The sequence below is a fragment of the Cognatiluteimonas weifangensis genome (assembly GCF_003416885.1).
GTDB classification, from domain to species: Bacteria; Pseudomonadota; Gammaproteobacteria; order Xanthomonadales; family Xanthomonadaceae; genus Cognatiluteimonas; species Cognatiluteimonas weifangensis.
Map to the genome: position 1 here is coordinate 187,924 of NZ_QVPD01000004.1, position 20,392 is coordinate 208,315.

At 72.0% G+C, this 20,392-nt stretch carries 16 protein-coding genes and 1 tRNA gene; 6 read left to right on the plus strand and 11 right to left on the minus strand.

The window, feature by feature from the left end; translation table 11 throughout:
* Nucleotides 1–6: 6 nt before the first annotated feature.
* Nucleotides 7–82: transfer RNA gene (locus D0Y53_RS05600), tRNA-Ala, on the minus strand.
* 307 nt (nucleotides 83–389) lie between these two features.
* On the opposite strand from D0Y53_RS05600, the gene D0Y53_RS05605 reads away from it, so the two are divergent.
* Nucleotides 390–2,384 carry an LTA synthase family protein gene (locus D0Y53_RS05605; protein WP_117202223.1) on the plus strand — a complete coding sequence of 665 codons (1,995 nt, stop codon included), beginning with the start codon at nucleotides 390–392 and terminating at the stop codon, nucleotides 2,382–2,384.
* Between the two features lie 12 nt (nucleotides 2,385–2,396).
* Here the strand turns inward: D0Y53_RS05605 and D0Y53_RS05610 are convergent, their stop codons facing one another.
* The 7 genes from D0Y53_RS05610 to D0Y53_RS05645 all read right to left on the minus strand — a co-directional run bounded on the left by D0Y53_RS05610 (nucleotide 2,397) and on the right by D0Y53_RS05645 (nucleotide 12,901).
* Nucleotides 2,397–4,814, minus strand: a complete 2,418-nt coding sequence (locus D0Y53_RS05610; protein WP_117202224.1) for a heavy metal translocating P-type ATPase — start codon at nucleotides 4,812–4,814, stop codon at nucleotides 2,397–2,399.
* Between the two features lie 2 nt (nucleotides 4,815–4,816).
* Nucleotides 4,817–5,221 carry a heavy metal-responsive transcriptional regulator gene (locus D0Y53_RS05615; RefSeq protein ID WP_117202225.1) on the minus strand — a complete coding sequence of 135 codons (405 nt, stop codon included), beginning with the start codon at nucleotides 5,219–5,221 and terminating at the stop codon, nucleotides 4,817–4,819.
* 131 nt (nucleotides 5,222–5,352) lie between these two features.
* Complete coding sequence (locus tag D0Y53_RS05620) at nucleotides 5,353–5,838, minus strand: DUF411 domain-containing protein (RefSeq protein WP_199492006.1); 486 nt, start codon at nucleotides 5,836–5,838, stop codon at nucleotides 5,353–5,355.
* A 371-nt stretch (nucleotides 5,839–6,209) separates the two neighbouring features.
* On the minus strand, nucleotides 6,210–9,365 hold the full coding sequence (locus tag D0Y53_RS05625) for an efflux RND transporter permease subunit (protein WP_117202226.1): 3,156 nt from the start codon (nucleotides 9,363–9,365) through the stop codon (nucleotides 6,210–6,212).
* Between the two features lies 1 nt (nucleotide 9,366).
* Nucleotides 9,367–11,040: an efflux RND transporter periplasmic adaptor subunit gene (locus tag D0Y53_RS05635; RefSeq protein ID WP_233511673.1), complete on the minus strand. Its 1,674-nt coding sequence runs from the start codon at nucleotides 11,038–11,040 to the stop codon at nucleotides 9,367–9,369.
* Nucleotides 11,037–12,374: a TolC family protein gene (locus D0Y53_RS05640; protein ID WP_117202227.1), complete on the minus strand. Its 1,338-nt coding sequence runs from the start codon at nucleotides 12,372–12,374 to the stop codon at nucleotides 11,037–11,039. The genes D0Y53_RS05635 and D0Y53_RS05640 overlap by 4 nt, the downstream gene beginning before the upstream one ends.
* Nucleotides 12,375–12,502: 128 nt before the next feature.
* Nucleotides 12,503–12,901 (minus strand): hypothetical protein, encoded by a 399-nt coding sequence (locus D0Y53_RS05645; protein ID WP_158550581.1) that lies wholly within the window; start codon nucleotides 12,899–12,901, stop codon nucleotides 12,503–12,505.
* Between the two features lie 145 nt (nucleotides 12,902–13,046).
* Between D0Y53_RS05645 and D0Y53_RS05650 the strand changes: the two genes are divergently transcribed.
* The 3 genes from D0Y53_RS05650 (at nucleotide 13,047) to D0Y53_RS05660 (ending at nucleotide 15,080) form a co-directional block, all read left to right on the plus strand.
* Nucleotides 13,047–13,352 carry a DUF3653 domain-containing protein gene (locus tag D0Y53_RS05650; RefSeq protein WP_117202229.1) on the plus strand — a complete coding sequence of 102 codons (306 nt, stop codon included), beginning with the start codon at nucleotides 13,047–13,049 and terminating at the stop codon, nucleotides 13,350–13,352.
* Between the two features lie 113 nt (nucleotides 13,353–13,465).
* Nucleotides 13,466–13,933, plus strand: a complete 468-nt coding sequence (locus tag D0Y53_RS05655; RefSeq protein WP_158550583.1) for a host attachment protein — start codon at nucleotides 13,466–13,468, stop codon at nucleotides 13,931–13,933.
* 145 nt (nucleotides 13,934–14,078) lie between these two features.
* The gene (locus tag D0Y53_RS05660; protein WP_117202231.1) at nucleotides 14,079–15,080 is read left to right on the plus strand and encodes a ribose-phosphate diphosphokinase; all 1,002 of its coding nucleotides are present in this window, start codon (nucleotides 14,079–14,081) and stop codon (nucleotides 15,078–15,080) included.
* A 131-nt stretch (nucleotides 15,081–15,211) separates the two neighbouring features.
* Here D0Y53_RS05660 and D0Y53_RS05665 read toward each other — a convergent pair whose 3' ends face one another.
* Nucleotides 15,212–16,435, minus strand: coding sequence for a hypothetical protein (locus D0Y53_RS05665; RefSeq protein WP_147319012.1), 1,224 nt, complete (start codon nucleotides 16,433–16,435; stop codon nucleotides 15,212–15,214).
* 210 nt (nucleotides 16,436–16,645) lie between these two features.
* On the opposite strand from D0Y53_RS05665, the gene D0Y53_RS05670 reads away from it, so the two are divergent.
* Nucleotides 16,646–17,167 carry a CBS domain-containing protein gene (locus D0Y53_RS05670; RefSeq protein ID WP_233511674.1) on the plus strand — a complete coding sequence of 174 codons (522 nt, stop codon included), beginning with the start codon at nucleotides 16,646–16,648 and terminating at the stop codon, nucleotides 17,165–17,167.
* Nucleotides 17,168–17,183: 16 nt separating this feature from the next.
* A complete protein-coding gene (locus tag D0Y53_RS05675; protein WP_158550585.1) occupies nucleotides 17,184–17,669 on the plus strand; it encodes a flavodoxin family protein in 486 nt (161 codons plus the stop codon).
* Between the two features lie 222 nt (nucleotides 17,670–17,891).
* Here D0Y53_RS05675 and D0Y53_RS05680 read toward each other — a convergent pair whose 3' ends face one another.
* Both D0Y53_RS05680 and D0Y53_RS05685 read right to left on the minus strand, forming a co-directional pair.
* Nucleotides 17,892–18,881, minus strand: a complete 990-nt coding sequence (locus D0Y53_RS05680; RefSeq protein ID WP_117202235.1) for a zinc-dependent alcohol dehydrogenase family protein — start codon at nucleotides 18,879–18,881, stop codon at nucleotides 17,892–17,894.
* A gap of 86 nt (nucleotides 18,882–18,967) precedes the next feature.
* Complete coding sequence (locus tag D0Y53_RS05685) at nucleotides 18,968–20,341, minus strand: alpha/beta family hydrolase (RefSeq protein WP_117202236.1); 1,374 nt, start codon at nucleotides 20,339–20,341, stop codon at nucleotides 18,968–18,970.
* Between the last annotated feature and the right edge of the window lie 51 nt (nucleotides 20,342–20,392).

Consider the following 20,392-nt stretch of genomic DNA (forward strand, 5'->3'; position numbering starts at 1 on the left):
GCGGATTGGTGGAGCCAGCCGGGATCGAACCGGCGACCTCTTGCATGCCATGCAAGCGCTCTCCCAGCTGAGCTATGGCCCCACGCGCTGGAAAGCGGCGCAGTCTATCCGGCACGCCCGCGGTGCGTCAAGCAGCGCGGGGGCAAGAGTCGCGGCAGACTGTCGTTCAGCATCGGCACCGACTGCGCGACGGCAGGACACGCACCGCCTCGAGCAGCAGTTCGGCGGCCTGCGCACGGTCGCGACCAGCGCGCAATCCGCCGATGCGCCCGTGCCGCCTGTAGTTGTGCCTCCGGCTCCTTCGGCTTGAACGGCTTGACCATTCATCACGTGCCCGCCAAGCTGAGTGACGGCTGCGCCGCGCGCGCCGATGCCGATGGGATCGCCCGATGCCGCTGCGCCCGCTTGCCCCGCGCTACCGCCCGCTGGCCTGGCTGTCGGCGGTATTCCTCGCAGTCTCCGCACTCACCCGACTGGCGCTGCTGCTGCGGGCAGGCGCCGGGGTGCCGCCGACCCCTGGCCACTGGCTGGCCGTGTTCGGCATCGGCCTGGGCTACGACCTGCTGACCTTCGTCTATTTCGCCTGGCCGCTGGTGCTGCTGCTGTGGCTGCTGCCGCGGCGCTGGTTCGCCGCCCCCCTCGGGCGCTGGTCGGTGGCGCTGCTGGGCGGGCTGCTGGTGGCTGGCTGCCTGTTCATCGCGGTTGCGGAATGGACGTTCTGGGAGGAATTCCAGACCCGTTTCAACTTCATCGCCGTCGACTACCTCGTCTACACCACCGAGGTGATCGGCAACATCCGCGAGTCCTACCCGGTGCCGGCGATCCTGACAGCGCTGTTCGTGGCGACTTGCATCGCATGCTGGCGAGGACGGCGCTGGCTGCTGCCGCAGGCGGACGACAACATGCGCTTCGGCCGCCGCGGACTGGTCACGCTGGCCTGGCTGGCCGCCACCGTGCTCGGCACCGCGCTGGTCGATGCCGACATGAAGAACCGCTCCGACAACGAATACGTGAATGCGCTCGCCGGCAACGGCATCTACCAGTTCTTCGCTGCTTATCGCAGCGCCAGCATCGATTACGCACGGTTCTACCGCAGCCAGCCCAGCCGCGAGGCGTTCGAAGGGCTGCACACGCAGCTGCAGTCGCCGGACAGTACGTTTCTCAGCGACAACCCCTACGACGTCACCCGCCGGATCCACGCCCATCGCCCGCTGCGCCGGCTCAACGTGGTGCTGGTCAGCGTCGAGAGCCTGTCGGCGAGCTTCTCGAAAGGTTTCGGCGGCAATCTCGACCTGACGCCGCGGCTGGATGCCCTGGGTCGGCAAAGCCTGGTGTTCGACAATCTCTACGCCACCGGCACCCGCACCGTGCGCGGGCTGGAAGCGCTGTCGCTGTCGGTGCCGCCGACACCGGGCGAATCGATCGTCAAGCGGCCGCACAACGAGGATCTGTTCAGCCTGGCCAGCGTGTTCAATCGCCAGGGCTACGTGTCGGAGTTCCTGTACGGCGGCTACGGCGCGTTCGACAACATGAATTACTTCTTCGCCCACAACGGCTACCAAGTCCGGGACCGCGAAAGCATCCCGGATGAAAACATCCATCACGCCAATATCTGGGGCGTGGCCGACGAGGACCTGTACACGCTGGCGCTGGCGGAGTTCGATCGCCTGCAGGCGGGCGGCCAGCCGTTCTTCGCCCACATCATGACCACCTCCAACCATCGTCCCTACACGTTCCCGCAGGGGAGTGTGGATTACCCGCAGGGCCAGCGCGCCAGCGCGGTGGCCTACACCGACTGGGCGCTCGGCGATTTCATTGAGCGCGCGCGCCGCAAGCCTTGGTTCACCGACACCGTGTTCGTGATCACCGCCGACCACTGCGCGTCCAGCGGCGGGATCGCCACGCTGCCGACGTTCCGCTACCACATCCCGCTGTGGATCTACTCGCCGGCGCACATCGCGCCGGCGCATGTGGCGCGGATGCTGAGCCAGATCGATATCCCGCCGACGGTCCTCGGGCTGCTGGGCTTCGACTACCCCAGCCGTTTCTACGGCCAGGACGTGTTCGCGCTGGAGCCCGGGCGCGAGCGCGCCTTCATCGGCAACTACCAGCAGTTGGGTTACCTCAGGCGCGACCGGCTGCTGGAACTGGGCCCGAACCGTGCGGTGCGCGAAGTCCTACCGGACTACACCGACGACCGCGCCCAGCCCGCGGTTGCGGTCGATGCCGCGCTGGAGGCCGAAGCCGTGCGTTACTACGAGACCGCGAGTTTCCGTTTCGCGCACGGGTTGATGGGCGCGGACACCGCCGACCGCGTGGCCACGACCCTGCTGGCGCGCGGCGAGGCCGAGGCGGCCGTCGCCGCACACGGCAGCTCGCGCTGAGCGAGTCGCCGGCTACGGGGAGCGGGCGGCGGCCGCTGCCGCAGGCCCGGTCTCCGGCAGCGGCGTGCGCGACAGCCGCAACGCGTTGCCGACCACCGACACCGAGCTCAGGCTCATCGCCAGTGCCGCGATCATCGGGCTCAGCAGCGGGCCGCCGAGCGGATACAGCACGCCCGCCGCGAGCGGCACGCCGGCGGCGTTGTAGAGGAACGCGAAGCCCAGGTTCTGCTTCATGTTGGCGACCGTGGCCTGCGAGATCGCCCGCGCGCGCAGGATGCCGCGCAGGTCGCCCTTGACCAGCGTCACCTGCGCGCTGGACATGGCGATGTCGGTGCCGGTACCCATGGCGATGCCGACATCGGCGGCGGCCAGCGCCGGCGCGTCGTTGATGCCGTCGCCGGCCATCGCCACGCGGTGGCCTTCGGATTGCAGTCGGCGCACCAGCGCGACCTTGTCCTGCGGCCGCACCTCGCCATGCACCTCGTCGATGCCGAGCGTGCGCGCCACGCCGTGTGCGGTGGTGGGGCCGTCGCCGGTCGCCATCACGATGCGCAGGCCGGCCGCGTGCAGGGCGTCGAGCGCGGGTCGGGCGGTGGGCTTGATCGGGTCGGCAACGGCGATCGCACCGGCGAGGCGGCCGTCGACGGCCAGGTGCATCACGCTCGCGCCCTGCTGGCGCAGATGTTCGGTGGCGGCGTGCAGGCTGCCGACGTCGACGCCGATTTCGGCCATCAACGCGGTGTTGCCCAGGGCCAGCATGTGGCCGCCGACCCGGCCGCGCACGCCCAGGCCGGTGACCGAGTCGAATTCGGCAACCGGATCCAGCGCCAGTCCGCGCCGACGCGCTTCGGCGACGATCGCCTCGGCGAGCGGGTGCTCGCTGCCCTGGTCGAGACTGGCGGCAAGCCGCAGGACGTCGCTTTCGTCGTGGCCTTCGGTGGCGAGCACGGCAGCAAACGCCGGGTGGCCAGCGGTCAGGGTGCCGGTCTTGTCGACGATCAGGGTGTCGATGCCGCGCAGGCGTTCGATCGCCTCGGCGTCGCGGAACAGCACCCCGGCCTGCGCGGCGCGGCCGCTGGCGACCATGATCGACATCGGCGTGGCCAGGCCCAGCGCACAGGGGCAGGCAATGATCAGCACCGAGACGGCGTTTAGCACCGCATAGGTCCACGACGGCTCCGGCCCGAACAGCCCCCAGGCGAAAAACGTGGCCACGGCCACGGCCAGCACTGCCAGCACGAACCAGTACGCGACCTGGTCGGCCATCCGCTGCATCGGCGCGCGCGAGCGCTGCGCCTGCGCGACCAGTTGCACGATCTGCGCCAGCACCGTGTCGGCGCCGACGCGGGTGGCGCGGATCACCAGCGCGCCGGTGCCGTTCATGGTGGCGCCGATGACGGTATCGCCGACCGTCTTGGCAACGGGCATCGGCTCGCCGGTGAGCATCGCCTCGTCGACGCTGGAGCGGCCCTCGACGACGTCGCCGTCGACCGGCACCTTCTCCCCCGGCCGTACCCGCAGGCGGTCGCCGACGTGGACGTGGGCCAGCGGGATGTCCTCCTCGCTGCCGTCCGCTTCGATCCGGCGCGCGGTCTTCGGCGACAGGCCGAGCAGGCCCTTGATCGCGGCCGAGGTTTTGGAGCGGGCGCGCAGTTCCAGCAACTGGCCGAGCAGGGTCAGCGACACGATCACCGCCGCGGCCTCGAAATACACGCCGACGCGGCCGTGCTCGTGGAACGAGGCCGGGAACAGGTCGGGCGCGAGCGTGGCCACCACGCTGTAGCCGTAGGCGGCCGCCACGCCGGTGCCGATCAGGGTCCACATGTTCGGGCTGCGGTTGTGCAGCGATTGCCGCCAGCGCACGAAGAACGGCGCGCCGGCCCACAGCACCATCGGCGTCGCCAGCAGCAGCTCCAGCCACGTGCGCGTGCCGATCGGCAGCCACGGCAGGCGCTGGCCGAACATCGCCAGCACCAGCACCACCGCGGTCAGCGGCAGCGTCCACCAGAAGCGGCGCGAGAAGTCGCGCAGTTCCGGGTTGTCCTCGTCCTCCAGCGACGGCAGTTCCGGCTCCAGCGCCATGCCGCAGATCGGGCAGGTGCCGGGGTGGTCCTGGCGGATCTGCGGGTGCATCGGGCAGGTGTAGATCGTGCCCGCGGGCGCGGCGACCTGGTCCGCGGCGGCCGCGGCGGCGGCGCCCGGCGCGGCGACGTATTTTTCCGGAGCGGCAAGGAAGCGCTCGCGACAGCGTGCCGCGCAGAAGTGGTAGTCGTGGCCCGCGTGCGCGGCGTGGTGCGGCGTCCTGGCCGGGTCCACCTGCATGCCGCAGACCGGATCGGTCGCCAGCGGCGTCGCGGCGGACGTTCCTGCCGCGGGCGCGGAGTCGTGCCGGTGCGGGTCGTGTCCGTGGGAGTGCGAGGGTGCATTCATGTTCATGTCGGCTCCGATTCCGTGTCCAGCGCGTGCAGGATCGGGCACTGCGCCAGGGCGCCGTGCCCGGGGCAGGACGCGATCAGGGTGCGCAGCCCGTCGCGGATGCGCGTGAGCTCCTGCAGCCGGCGTTCGACGTCGGCCAGCTTGTCGGCTGCGGCCGCCTTCAGGCCGCCCATGTCGTCCTGGCGGCGATCCGACAGCGCCAGCAACCCGCGAATCTCTTCCAGGGTGAAGCCGAGCGCCTTGGCTCGGCGCACGAAACGCAGGCGCGCGACATCGGCCACGGCGTAGCTGCGGTAACCGGAGGCGCGCCGCAGCGGCGGCGGCAGCAGGCCTTGTCGCTCGTAGAAGCGCACGGTGTCGACGGCGACGCCAGTGCGTTGGGCCAATTCACCGATTCGCATGGGGTTCCTCGTGGCGTTCGCGCGGATGGGCGACAGCCTACAGCCTGGACCTTGATCCAGAGTCAAGCATCCTGGCTGGCGTAACGCTTCGGGCCACGAGCGGAACGCCGCGGACGACTTTGGCCGGCCCGTCAATGCCGGGCGAACGCCGTGACGGTGCCGTCGCGGGCGACCAGTTCGACCGTGTACGGCTCGCTCCGGCCGTCGGGCAGCTCCATCCCGGGCGAGCCGATCGGCATGCCCGGCAACACCAGCCCCCGGGCCTGCGGGCGCTGCGCGAGCAGCCGCTTCACGTCGGCGGCCGGGACGTGGCCCTCGACCAGATAACCGTCGATTTCGGCGGTGTGGCAGGAGCCCTTGCCGTAGGGCACGCCCAGCCGCCGCTTGACCGGCTCGAGATTGTCCGCGTCGTGCACCTCGACCGTGAAGCCGGCCTGGCGCATGTGCTCCACCCACGCCCCGCAGCAGCCGCAGGTGGGCGTCTTGTGGACGACCAGCAGGGGCAGCGCGGCCGGCGACGCGGGCAGGGCAGGCGCGGTCGCGGGGGGCGCCACCGCTGTCGCGGTTGCCACCGCCGGCGCGTCCGCGGATGTCGGTGCGGGTGCCGCCGGAAACATCGGCGTCGAGGTCGTGGCAGGTGCCGGTGCAGGCGCGGTGGTAGCGGCCGGCACCGTAATGGCCCCGCGCTCCGCATCCGGCGCGCAGGCGGTCGGAGCGAGGGCGATTGCCGCGGACAGGAGCAGGGCAGGGCGGATGTTCATGGATCTCTCCTTCTTGGAAACAAGGGACGTTGTCATCGAATGCGGGGTCGGGCGCCCCCGGGGTTTCGGCGCCCTGGCGGCGTCGCGCGCCGGGCCGCCGGACGTCGGTACCGCCGCGAGTTCCGGCGACAACGTGGCGGGATGGCCGATGCCGGCGCGCAAGCGCGGACCTTGCGGCAGGTCGCCTGGGGGCGCCATCCGGGCCACCGCAGGGTCGGAACCCGGCGTCATGGCTGCCCCGCGGAACCGGGCGGCTGCGGCCGCAACCGCCCGCGTGCCAGCGTGCGCCGCTTCACCAGCGCGTACAGCGCGGGAATCACGACCAGCGTCAGCAGCGTCGACGACACCATGCCGCCCACCATCGGCGCGGCGATCCGGCGCATCACTTCCGAGCCGGCGCCGGTGCTCCACATGATCGGCAGCAGGCCGGCCATGATCGCGACCACGGTCATCATCTTCGGCCGCACGCGCTCCACCGCACCCTCGACGATGGCCTCGTGCAGGTCGCGGTCGGTCAGCGCCGCGCCTTCCGCCTGCCGTTGTGCGGCCCGCGCCTGCAGCGCGTGGTCGAGGTAGATCAGCATCACCACACCCGTTTCCGCGGCGACGCCGGCGAGGGCGATGAAGCCGACCGCGACCGCGACGCTGAGGTTGTAGTCCAGCAGCCACAGCAGCCAGGCGCCACCGACCAGGGCGAACGGCACCGACAGCATCACGATCAGCGATTCGGTCACCCGGCGGAAGTTCAGGTACAGCAGCAGGAAGATGATCGCCAGCGTCACCGGGACGACGATCCGCATCTTCGCCGCCGCCCGCTGCATGTATTCGTACTGGCCGCTCCAGGTGGCGTAGGTGCTGGCCGGGAAGGCGACCTCGTGCGCGACCGCCTGCTGCGCCTGGTGCACGTAGCGGCCGAGGTCGCCCTCGCGGGTATCGACGTAGATGTAGGCCGAGAGCATCGCATTCTCGGTGCGAATGCTCGGCGCGCCCTTGCGTACCTGCACGCGGGCCAGTTCGCCCAGCGGCACCTGCGCGCCGTCCGGGGTCGCCACCAGCACCTGGGCGGCGATGCGCTGCGGGTCGTCGCGCAGCTCGCGCGGGTAGCGGACGATGACGCCGAAGCGCTCGCGGCCTTCGACCATCGTCGTCACCGTTTCGCCGCCCAGCGCCATGGCAACCACGTCCTGCAGTTCGCCGGCCGGAATGCCGTACTGCGCCAGACCCTCGAGGTCCGGGTCGATGTCGAGGTAGTAGCCGCCGGTCAGCCGCTCGGCGTAGGCGCTGGAGGTGCCCGGCACCTTGCGGACCACCGCCTCGATCTGCCGTGCCAGGTCCTCCATCTGCTGCAGGTCGCGGCCGAAGACCTTGATTCCCACCGGCGTGCGGATGCCGGTCGCGAGCATGTCGGTGCGCGCCTTGATCGGCATCGTCCAGGAATTGGCGACACCCGGGAACTGCAGGGCCGCGTCCATCTCGGCGATCAGCTTGTCGACGGTCATGCCCTTGCGCCATTGGTCCTCCGGCTTGAGGTTGATGACGGTCTCGAACATCTCCAGCGGCGCGGGATCGGTCGCGGTCGCGGCGCGGCCGGCCTTGCCGAACACCGATGCCACCTCCGGGAAGCCCTTGATGATCCGGTCCTGCTGCTGCAGCAGCGCCGAGGCCCGGGTCACCGACATGCCGGGTAGCGACGCCGGCATGTACAGCAGCGTCCCCTCGTTGAGCGTGGGCATGAACTCGCTGCCCAGGCGCGCGGCCGGCCAGACGCTCGCCAGCAGCGCCAGCAGCGCGATCGCGAGGGTAGCGGGCTTGTGCCGCAGCACCACGTCGATCACCGGGCGATAGACCGCGATCAGGAAGCGGTTTACCGGATTCTGTTGCTCGGGAACGAGCTTGCCGCGCACGAACAGCAGCATCAGCACCGGCACCAGCGTGACCGACAGCAGCGCCGCACCCGCCATGGCGAAGGTCTTGGTGAACGCCAGCGGCTTGAACATCCGCCCCTCCTGCGCCTCCAGCGCGAACACCGGCAGGAACGAGACGGTGATGATCATCAGGCTGAAGAACAGCGCAGGACCGACCTCGCGGCAGGCGTCGACGATCAGCTGCGCGCGGCTGCGCGAGCCGTCGTCGCGTTCGATGTGCTTGTGCGCGTTCTCGACCATCACGATCGCCGCGTCCACCATCGCGCCGATCGCGATCGCGATCCCGCCCAGGCTCATGATGTTGGAATTCATGCCGAGCAGACGCATGGCGATGAAGGCGATCAGCACGCCGAGCGGCAGCATCACGATCGCCACCAGCGCGCTGCGCGCGTGGAACAGGAACACCAGGCACACCAGGGCGACGATCAGGCTCTCCTCGAGCAGCGTCGTGCGCAGCGTCCCGATGGCGCGCTGGATCAGGTCGGAGCGGTCGTAGACCGCCTGGATGCTCACGCCTTCCGGCAGGCCGCGCGAGATCTCGGCGATCCTGTCCTTCAGCCCGCGGATCACTGCCAGCGCGTTCTCGCCGTAACGGGCGACGGCGATGCCGGCGACCACGTCGCCTTCGCCATCGAGATCGGCCAGGCCGCGGCGTTCGTCCGGCACCAGCTCGACCCGGGCGACGTCGCCGATGCGCACTGAAGCGCCGTCCTCGGCGCGCAGGACGAGGTTTTCGATGTCGCCGGTGCCGCGCAGGTAGCCGCGCCCGCGCAGCATGTACTCGGTCTCGGCCATCTCGATCACGCGGCCGCCGACGTCGCGGTTGCTGCCGGCGACGACTTCGGACACGCGGCGCAGCGGGATGCCGTACTCGCGCAGCCGCACCGGATCGACCGTGACCGAATACTGGCGCACGAACCCGCCGACGCTGGCGACCTCGGCAACGCCGGGCGCGGTGGTGAGCTGGTAGCGCACGAACCAGTCCTGCAGCGCGCGCAACTCGTCCAGCGAATGCCGGCCGCTTTGCAGCACGTACTGGTAGACCCAGCCCACGCCGGTGGCGTCGGGCCCGAGCGTCGGCGCGATCCCGGCCGGCAGGTTCTTCGAGGCGACGCTGAGGTTCTCCAGCACCCGCGACCGCGCCCAGTACAGGTCGGTGCCGTCCTCGAAGATCACGTACACGAACGAGGCGCCGAAAAACGAGAAGCCGCGGACGACCTTCGACCTGGGCACCGTCAGCAGCGCGCTGGCGAGCGGGTAGGTGACCTGGTCCTCGACCACCTGCGGCGCCTGGCCGGGCACTTCGGTGAAGACGATGACCTGCACGTCGGACAGGTCGGGCTGCGCGTCCAGCGGCGTGTGCAGCACCGCGTAGATGCCGCCGGCGACCACGGCCAGCGCCAGCACCAGCACCAGGAAAACATTGCGCGCCGACCACTGGATGAGGCGGGCAAGCATGTCAGTGGCCCTCGTGCGGGTCGCGATCCCCGGTCGGCGCCGGTCCGGACATCGCGCCGTGGCCGGCGTGCGGGTCGATCGCGCCATGCCCGGCATGCGGGTCTGTCGCGCCGTGGCCGGCATGCGGGCCCCGTGGTGCGACGGGCGCCATCGCGGCACTCGTGCCATGGTCGGCATGCGGATCCTGTGGCGCGGCAGGCTCCGTCGCGGCATCCGCGCCATGACCGTCGTGGGGCACGGCTGCGGGCGTCACGACCGGCTTTCCGGGATTGCTGTGCGACGCCGACGCCGGGCGACCGGTACCGGGAGGCCGTGCCGATGCCCCTGGATTTCCGTGGTCGCCGCCGGCGTCCTTCTCCGCGGCCGCATCCGTGGCGGCGCCCGGCGCAGCGGCCGCAGGCATCGCGTGCCCCGCGTGGTCGCCGCCCAGCCCCTGCAGTGCCGACTGCAGGTTGCTTTCGGCATCGATCAGGAAGTTGGCGGCGACGACGACCTCCTCGCCCTGCGCGAGTCCCGCGAGGATTTCGACGCGCTCGCCGGCGCGGCGGCCGGTCGTCACTGCGCGCGGAGCGAAGCGGCCGGGCCCGGTCTGCACCAGGACCAGCTGCCGCGTGCCGCTGTCCAGCACCGCCGAGCGCGGCACGCTCAGTACCGGCGCCGCGACCGGCTGCTCCAGCCACACCGTGCCGTACAGGCCCGGGCGCAGGTCGCCGTCGGGGTTGGGGAAGACGATGCGCACGTCGACCGTGCGGGTGGCGGCATCGACCAGCGGCTGCACGAACTTCACTTCGCCGTCGAAGCGGCGGCCGGGCAGGGTGGTCGATTCGAACCGCGCCGGCTGCCCGACCGCGATCGCGGTGGCCTGTGCCGCCGGCACCTTCGCCTGCACCCAGACGACGGACAGGTCGGCCAGGCGCAGGATGGTTTCGCCCGCTTCGAAGCGCGCGCCCTGCACGACGGGCTTTTCGATCACGGTCGCATCGGCGGGTGAGGTCAGGACGAGCGTGTCGTTGCCGCCGTGCTGGCTGCGGCGGGCGCGGTGCGCGCCGTCGACTTCCCAGTTGCGCAGGCGCGCACGCGCGGCGTCGCGCAGGCGCAGCATCGAGGCGGCGCTGGCGGGGTCGGACGACGCCAGCCGCTGCGCCGCCGCGTCGGCGAGACGGTACTCCTGCTGCGCGGCCGCGAGCTGCGGGCTGTACACCGCCAGCAACGGCTGCCCGGCGCGCACCCGCATGCCGGTCTGGTTGGCGTAGAGCGTCGCCACCCAGCCCTCGAAGCGCGGAGCGATGGCGTACTGGCGGGTTTCATCGACCTCGACCGTGCCGCTGGCGCGCACCAGGCTCGCCAGCGCGGAGCGCCGCACCGGTTCGGTGCGCACGCCCAGGGTCTGGAGCTTCTGCGGCGACACGACGACGGTGCCCGCAGCCGCGGGGGCGGCGTCATCGGCGTAGACGGGGATGTAGTCCATCCCCATCGCATCCTTCTTCGGCACCGGCGAGGTGTCCGGCAGGCCCATCGGGTTGCGGTAGTACAGCGGCTTGCGTTCGTTGGCTGGAGCGGTCGACGCCGGGGCGGCGGGTGCATCCCCGCGATCGGCACGGCCGAGCATCCAGCCGGCGGCGAGCGCGGCCAGGACGGCGGCGACCGCCAGCGACAGGGTCTGGGGGCGGGTCATGGCGTGTCTCCTTCGATGGCGCGCACGGCGGCGGCGCCCAGCAGTTCGTCGCGCAGCGCGTCGACCCGATCCAGGTCGGCGCCCTGCCATTGGTCGAGCGCTTCCAGCAGCGTGCCGAAGTCGACTTCGCCGACCTGGTAGCTGGCGAGCGCGGACTGGAACGCGGCGTCGGCCTGCGGCAACAGCGTGTTTTCGGTGAGCTCGCGGCGCTCGCGGGCGCTGCTCCACTGTGTCCAGGCGCTGGCCACCTCGCCCGCGAGCGCGTTGCGGGTGGCCTCGACCCGGGCGAGCGCGGCCTCTTCCCGCAGCCGCGATTCACGCTCGCGTTCGCGGCGGGCGCGTTGCTGGAAGGGGATCTCCACCTCCAGCATCAGCTCCATGCTGTCCAGCCCGTCCTCGCGCTGCATCGCGCCGATCCCGAGGGTCACGTCGGGATAGCGATTGCGACGTTGCAGCTCCACCTCGGTGCGCGCCGCCTGCGCGCGGGCCTGCTGCGCCAGCACCGCGGGATGCCCGCCGCGTTGCAGGTCGCGCAACGCGCCGGCCAGCCCGTCGCTGCGGACGGGCAGAACCGGCGGGCCGGCGGGGGGTGCCAGCGGGGCGTCGGCGGGGCGGGCGAGCACGGCATTGAGCATGGCGACGGCCTCGCGCTGGCGCGCGAGCCGCTCGATGCGTTCGCGCTGCATGCGGGTCTGCTCGACCTGGGCCCGGATCGCATCCTGCTGCGCGGCCAGGCCCAGCGCGTAGCGCACGCCCGCGATCTCCTCCACCTGTCGCAACAAGGCCAGGCGACGATCCAGCACCGCGACGGCCCGGTCGGCATGCCAGTAGCGCACGTAGGCTGCCTCCGCTTGCGCCAGCAGGTCGCGGACGACGGCATCGCGATCCAGCTCAGCGGCGTCGGCTTGCTGCCGTGTGGCGGTGCGCGCCAGTCCGCGCTTGCCCCACAGGGGAAACCGTTGCCGCAGCGCATAGTCGACCGCGCGGTCCGCGCCCGGGACGCGCCAGGGGCGGCCGGGATCCAGTTCGCGGAAGGCGATCGAGGCCGCAGGATCCGGGAGCGCCCCGGCCGGCTGGATGCGCGCGCGCGCCGCTTCCGCTTCGGCGGCGAGCGCGCGCAGTTCCGGGTTGTGCTCGCGCAGCCAGACGTGCACCGAGGCGACGTCGCGCCCGGGCGGCGGCGACTGCGCCCAGGCCGGTGGCAGCGCCCAGACGCAGGCCAGCAGCACGCCGAGCACAATCGAGCGCGGCCGTCGCGGATCGAAGTGGGAATGGATGGCGGCAGGACGACGGAACGGATCCCGGGTCGACCGCAGGTACGCTATGGATGCCATGTCGGGTGTCCATGAAGCCCGCTGGCGCGGCGCGTCAGCGGTTCAAGGGGCGAGGGACAGGCCGTGCGGGCACGGCGCGAGCACGCAGCGCCACCCGCGCACCGGCGCGGGCAGCGGAGGCTCGGGCATCAGATCAGCAGGAGAGCCGCCGGATGGGCGGTCGGGCGGTGCCAGGAAACGGGTGGCGGGCCGTCGACGGCGTCAGGCAGCACGGCGGCCGCCTGCGGGGCAGCGATCACGGCCACGAAAGACTGTGCCGGCATGACCGGCAACGGCAGTACCGGCGGGACCCGGGCGACATCGCTGCTCAACTCGCCCTGGCTGCAGTGGGATTGGCAGAGGGGTTCCTGGTGCGGCGGTGCTTCCTGCTCGCAGCCGTGGCTGGCCATGGCAACCGCAGGTTCGGACGCCGCGGGGATGGCGAGGCAGCCGGGATGCGCCGCCATCGCCAACTGCGACCACAGCAGCGCCACCATCGCCAGCAGCGACAGGCGGGCACGCAGGCGGTGGCGGCGGAACGATCGCATCGTGCTGCGGATGGTACAGCCCGGCCAGCGGACCGCCACCCACCCACAGTCGGAAATGACATAATAGGCATTATGCGAAATATCATCGAGCCGGCAGCTGCACGGTGGAACCCTGCCGCCGCCACCATGACCGCAAAGGAACCCCATGATGGACCGCCCGCCTTGCTGGCCCGACGACCAGACGCAACGGCCCAACGCCTGCGCACATGCCCAATACGCGCGCGTGATTCACAACATCACGCCGTTGTACGGTCCCTGGGCCGGCTGGCGCATGGCCGGCCGCGTGCTGGTGTCGCCCGATGGCGACCGGATCAGTCCCGAGCGGCTGCGCGGCCTCCTGTGGCGCGAAAACCTGCGCATATGTTCCACAGGCAGAACACGATCCGGCCGGCGTTCGCTTGTCGCGGTGGCGAAGCTGCCGGCACGGGGGCACTTCGCAGACGACGACTGAAGACCGCTGCACGTGTCCGCACCGCGGCGTCGACCCGCGAATTGACCAAGGTCAACATGCCGGCACGGCGAGCCCCGACACTGCGGCTTCCGGATCCCTCCGCGAGGCTTGCCATGTCCACCTGGGTCCTGGTTGCCGATCGCGCCCGCGCGCGGCTGTTCGGCCTGCATCAGGGCGGCCGCGGGCTCGACGAGATCGGCGACTTCCTCAATGCCGAAGGCCGGGCCGCCGGCCGCGAGCTGTCCGGCGAGCGGCCACCGCGCACGCACGACCGTTTCGGCCCCGGCCGCCACGCGATCGAGCCGCAGACGACGCAACGGGAGAAAACCGCCGAACACTTCGCCCGCCAGCTGGATGCGGTACTGGAGCACGGCCGCGTCGACCACCAGTACGAGGATCTGGTGCTGATCGCGCCCGCGCAGTTCCTCGGCACGCTGACCGCAGCCCTGGACGACCAGGTGCGCGCGCGCGTGGTCGCCGAAATCCCCAGGGACCTGACCACCGCGGAGCCGGAGCGCATCTTCGACTACCTGCCGGTGCGGCTGCATGGTCGCCCGCCCGGTCCCGGCCCGCATGCCTGAGGCTCCCGCCGCGGCGACGGCAACGTCCGCGGCCGGGCCGGGCGCAGGACGCGACCGTGCCCTGCCCCGTTCCCTGGTGCCGCGCTTGGGGCGCGCGCCGGCTCGCGCCGCCCTGCCGGTCGCGTAGCGACGAGGCACGGCCGCCATGCCGGCGCTGCTGCTGTTCGGGCTGGGCGCAAGCCAGCCCCAGGCCCGGGCGGTTGCCGCGACGCTGGGGCTCGCCCCGGGCCGGCACGAGGAGCGCGACTTCGAGGACGGCGAGCACAAGACCCGTCCGCTGCAGAGCGTCCGCGGCGCCGACGCTTACGTGCTCCATTCCCTGCACGACGATGCGGAGAGCAGCCCGAACGACAAGCTGTGCCGGTTACTGTTCTTCCTCGCCGCCCTGCGCGACCACGGCGCCGCGCGGGTCACCGCGGTGCTGCCCTACCTGTGCTATGCACGCAAGGACCGCCGCACCAAGCCGTTCGATCCGATCACGCTGCGTTACGTGGCGCAGTTGTTCGAGGCGGTCGGCGTGGACGGCGTGCTGGTGCTCGACGTGCACAATCCCGCGGCCTTCGAGAATGCGTTCCGTTGCCGGACCGAAGTGCTGGAGGCGCGGCCGCTGCTGGTCGCGCGCCTGGCGCAGTGGCTGGGCGCGCAGGAGGCGACCGTGCTCTCGCCCGACGCCGGCGGGCTCAAGCGCGCCGACGCGTTCCGGCAAGCGCTGGCACAGGCGCTGGGGCGCCCGGTCGAACTGGGGCTGATGGAAAAACGTCGCAGCGCCGGGGTGGTGTCCGGCTCGGCGCTGTTCGCCGATGTCGGCGGACGCGACGTGGTGATCGTCGACGACCTGATCGGCACCGGCACCACGTTGCTGCGGACGGCCGCGGCCGCGCGCGCGGCCGGCGCGCGGCGGGTGTTCGCTGCCGCCAGCCACGGCCTGTTCGTCGGCGCCGCCCCGCAGGTGCTGGCAGATCCGTCGCTCGACCGCATTTTGGTGACCGACAGCGTGCCGCCGTTCCGGCTCTGCGGCAGCGCCGCGGCCGCCCGGGTCGAGGTGCTCGCCAGTGCGACGCTGTTCGCGCAGGCGATCGCCCGTCGGCACGGCCTGCCGGCGTCGCCCGACGAGGTGGCCGCGGAGAGCGGGGATCGCCCCGGATAGTCGTTGTCATCGCCGCGCGAGCCGGCCCCGTTTGTCGAAGGACGGCAATGCCACGACTCCCGGCCGCGGGGGCGGGGACGCCGGGTCGACGGTCATGGGTCCGCCGCAAACCCCGCCTCACGGGGATGGCATCAAGCCCCCGTTCGTTCGTGCATCCCCCGGGCCTGGGCGAGATAACCCCGTGCCTGCTGCAGGTAGGCGCGGGCGCGCGCGGTCCAGTGCGCCCGGGGCCCGGTGTCGGGATCGTCCAGATGCGCGATCGCGATCGCCGCGCGCACGAAGGCGCTGTGACCCTTGTGGAATTCGACCAGCGGGCGCGGCGGGCGGTCGCCCGCGAGGTCGGCGTGGGCGTCGAACAGCCAGGCATCGAAGTCGGGGCAGCCGAGGCGGTCGCATTCCATGGCCAGGAATGCCAGCTCGTCGACCGGATCGCGCAGGCGCAAGCCGCGATCGAACTCGATGCAGTCGATGATCGTCGGCGGATCGCTCAGGTAGATGTGCTCCGGGCGCAGGTCGCCATGGCCCTCGACGATGCGCGCGCCGCGGACCCGTGCGTCCAGCAGATCGCCGTGCCGGGCGGCGAACTCCCGCAGTGCATCGGCGACCGTATCGGCCTCGGCACGGGCCAGCCCGTATGCGGGGCGCACGAGGTCGCGGGCAGCGGATGCGACCGCGGACAGCAGATGGCGGCGATAGCCGGCCGGGGTCCAGCGGGCATGGGCCGCCCCGGCGTAGAACGAGACCAGCCGCGCGACGATCCGGCGCGCCGCGTCCGCCCCCGCCTGCCGCGCGAGCAGCCGGCGTTCCAGGCTCTGTTCGGCCGGCAGGCGCCGCATCCGCAGCAGCCAGTCGATGCGCTCCCCCGCCCCGCCCAACGCCAGCCGGCCGCTGCCATCGATGGTCAGCGCCACGACATCCAGGTACACGTCGGGCGCCAGACGCCGGTTCAGACGCAACTCGCGCAGGCAGCTCCGGCGGCGCGCCGCCACGGTGGTGTAGTCGATGCGGCCGCGGCGGAAGGGTTTCTTCAACTTGTAGGCATGGCGTCGGGTGAGGAAGACCCACGACATGTGCGTCTCAAGCACCTCCACCGCAGGCGTGGACTCGGGGTAGTTTTCCGGCCGGCACAGGAAGGCGAGCAGCGCGCCCTGCCCCGGCAGCCGCTGCGACGCGGGGACGTCAGGCCGCATGGCCGCCGCCGATCCCGCAGGCCGGGTCCGACGGTGCCGGTCGAGCCGCGGCTGGGTCGCCCGGCTCATCGCACGCCCGCGGTGCCCACGCCGCGGCCGGATGCGGACAATGGCGCTCCCGCCGTGTCGACGAATCCGGGACGCGCCTGCCCGCAGGATTCCCACCGGGCCTGCCCCGCATCCGCCGGTGCCGATGGCGTGACGCCTGTCCTTGTCGGTTTGTGGGTGGCCTGCACGTTCACGCGGTGCTCCCGCACGAACCCAGCGGGAGTGTCCGCGCCACGGCGGCGGCGATGTTGATCCCGATCAAGCCCGCCGACCGTGGGGGTTCGCACCCCGGACGCTCACCGCCTTGCCAACGGGCGGCGCGGTTTGTTGACCCACGTCAACCCGGTGGCCGCGGAGCCGGCGATGCTGCCGGCAACGCAGGCAGGAACGAGGCCCGACATGCGGATCGCCGACATCTGTACCCGGGACGTCGTCCAGATCGATGCCGAAGCGTCGCTGCGCGAGGCGGCCACGATCATGCGCAGCCAGCATGTCGGCACCCTGGTGGTGACCGGAGCGGACGGCAGTCGCGCCCCGGGCGGGATCCTGACCGACCGCGACATCGTGTTGTCGGTGGTGGCCGTCGGCATCGATCTCGACGTCCTGACCGTGGGCGACGTGATGACCGCCGATGTGGCGACGTGCAGGGAAGGCGACGGCCTGTTCGACGCCATCCACACCATGCACGAGCGCGGCGTGCGCCGCCTGCCGGTGCTCGACGACGCCGGCGGGCTGGCCGGCATCGTCGCCGCCGACGACATCTACGCCGCGATCGGCAAGCAACTGCACGATCTCGGCTATGCGCTCGCCCGCGGACAGGTGCGCGAAATGCGGCTGCGCAACCCCTGACGACGGAGGATCGGCCATGGCCCGGCGAACCCTGATCGCGTACTACTCAATGACCGGCAACACCCGCAAGATCGCCGACGAACTGCGCACGGCCATGGGCGCCGACTGCGAGGAGATCCACGAGCCTCGCGCCCGCCGCGGCGTCGGCGGCGTGCTGCGCGCCATGGTCGACACCCTCGCCCGCCGCGAACCGCCGATCGAACCGGTGCAGCGCGATCCGCTCGACTACGACCTGCTGGTGCTGGGCGGACCGGTCTGGGCGGGCCGGATCGCCGCGCCGATGCGCACTTACGCGCACCGCTACGGCGCGCTGGCGCCGGAAGTGGCGTTCTTCTGCACCGAAGGCGGCCGCGGCGCGGAGGGTGCGTTCGCCGAGCTGGAGGAGTTCTGCCGGCACGCGCCCAAGGCGACCCTGGTACTGGACGCCGAGCACATGGAGGCGAGCGCGCATCGCGACAGCCTGCAGCGTTTCGCCGCCACGGCGCATCCGGCCGCGCACTGAGCGCGGCCTGCGCTCCTGACGCCTCACGGCCCCTGCATGCCCGAATATCCGCTGCGATCGTCGTCCCCGCAAAGGCGGGGCTTTCGGCAGACGGAGTCCGTCCATCCGGTGTTGCCGTTCTGCGATGGATCGAAGTCGCGTGATCTCGAAGTCGCGTGATCTCGAAGTTGCGTGATCTCGAAGTCGCGGATCTCCGTACCGGGATGACGGCAAGCGCCCGGATCACCCTCCCGGCACCAGCACCGCCGCACCCTGGAAGCGCCCTTCGCGCAGGTCCGCCAGTGCCCGGTTCGCGGCGGCCAGCCGGTAGACGGTGGTCGTGCTGCGGACGCCGGCGCGCCGCGCGAGGTCGAGGAATTCGCGGGCGTCGCGCCGGGTCAGGTTGGCGACCGACAGCAGTTGCCGCTCCTGCCACAGCAAGCGGTAGGCGAACCCCGGGATGTCGCTCATGTGGATTCCCGCGCACACCACCCGGCCGCCCTTGCGCGTGGCCGCCAGCGCCCGCGGCACCAGCGCACCCACCGGCGCGAACAGGATCGCGCTGTCGAGCGGTTGCGGCGGCAGCTCTTCCGAACTCCCGGCCCAGACGGCGCCGAGCGCGCGCGCATGGGCCTGCGCCGGCTCGTCGCTGGGACGGGTGAAGGCGTACACCTCGCGGCCTTGCCAGCAGCAGACCTGCGTCAGCAAATGGGCTGCGGCGCCGAAGCCGTACAGGCCCACCCGCCGCGCGATTCCGGCCAGGCGCAGCGCACGCCAGCCGATCGCGCCGGCGCACAGCAGCGGCGCCGCCGCGACCGGGTCGGCGAAGCCGGCCAGCGGCAGGACGAAGGCCGCATCGGCGCGCACGTGCGTGGCGAAGCCGCCGTCGCGGGTATAGCCGGTGAACTGCGGCCGGTCGCAGAGGTTCTCGCGCTCGGTGGCGCAATACGCGCAACTGCCGCAGGCGTGGCCCAGCCAGGCGACGCCGGCCCGGGTCCCGGGCCGCGGGGCCACGACGCCCTCGCCCAGCGCCTCGACGACGCCGACGATTTCGTGCCCGGGCACGATCGGCAACGGCGGATCGGGCAACTCGCCGTCGACCAAGTGCAGGTCGGTGCGGCAAACCGCGCACGCTTCCACCCGCAGCACGAGTTCGCCGGGTCCGGGGGTCGGGTCCGGGCGTTCCTCCGGCGACAGCGGCCGCCCGATCGCATGCAGGACCATGGCCTTCATGTCCACCTCCGGCGGTGCGCGGAAACCGGGACGACGCGACGCACCGCCGGCGATCCGCCGCCACCGGGCGGTCGCGTCCCGTCCGGTCAGTGGCGGAGCATCCGGTCGGCGGCACGGCCCGGTGCCGACCGGCGGTGGCCGGGCGCGGTGCCGCGGGCCGGGTCGGCCTCGTCGCGATCGTCCAGCCATTGCCCGAACCAGTCGCCCGCCAGCTCCGCCGCCCGCTCCAGGGCGCCGGGCTCCTCGAACAGATGGGTCGCGCCGGGCACCACGGCCAGGTTCGCCCAGGGCCGCATCGCCAGCTGCGCCGCGCGGTTGAGCGCCAGCACCTCGGTGTCGGCGCCGCCGACGATCAGCAGTACGTGGGCCCGCAGCTTCGTCAGTGCCGCTTCGCCGGCCAGGTCCGGACGACCGCCGCGCGAAACCACGGCGACGACCTCGGCCGGACGCGCCGCGGCCAGCGCCAGCGCCGCTGCAGCGCCGGTGCTGGCGCCGAACAGGCCGATCGCCAGGTCGCGATGCGTGGCCTGCGTCCGCACCCAGTCCAGTGCCGCCTCCAGCCGTTGCGTGAGCAACGGGATGTCGAAGCGCAGCGTCGTGTCCTGATCCTCCTGCGGCGTCAGCAGGTCGAACAGCAGGGTCGCCAGGCCCCGCCGCTGCAGGGCCGCGGCCACCTGCCGGTTGCGCGGGCTGCGCCGACTGCTGCCGCTGCCGTGGGCGAAGATCACCAGCCCGTGCGGCGGGATCGGCGTCACCAACTCGCCTTCCAGGACCACGCCGTGGCTGCGGATCCGCGCCGGCCACGCCGCGGTCGGGCGGAAGGCATCCTCGTCCCGGGCCAGGATCCGGGCGACGTCCTCGTCGCTGACGCCGGGGAAGTCGAGGTAATGCTGGCCGACGGCGATGAAGGGCGACGGCGTGGCCAGGCACACCACGTGGTCGGCCAGCCGTTCGACCTGGGCCAGGCTGTCGCGGGCCGCCACCGGGACGGCGCACACCAGCCGCGCCGGGTCCTGCGCGCGCACCGCCTTCAGGGCGGCCAGCATGGTCGCGCCGGTGGCGATGCCGTCGTCCAGCACGATCACCGTGCGTCCGCCCAGCGCAATGCCCGCATGTCCGCGGTAGCGCTGGCGGCGCTCGCGGATCAGCGCCAACTGGCGTTGCGCTTCCTGGTCGACATAGGCGTCGTCGGCACCGATCCAGGCCGGGTACGGGTTGAGCATCACCCGGCCCTGCTCGTCCACCGCCCCGATCGCGTATTCGGGGTTGCCCGGAGCGCCGAGCTTGCGCACCAGCACCACGTCGAGCTCGCCGTCCAGTTCGTCGGCGACGATGCGCCCCATCGGTACCGCGCCCCGCGGGATCGCCAGCACCACCGGGCGCGACTTGCGATAGGGCGCGAGCGCCGCCGCCAGCTGGCGGGCGGCATCGGAACGATCGCGGAACGGCAACTGGCTCATGGCGGCACCCCGGAAACGCGGTCCGTGCACTGTGCCGCGCCCGTCTTGCCG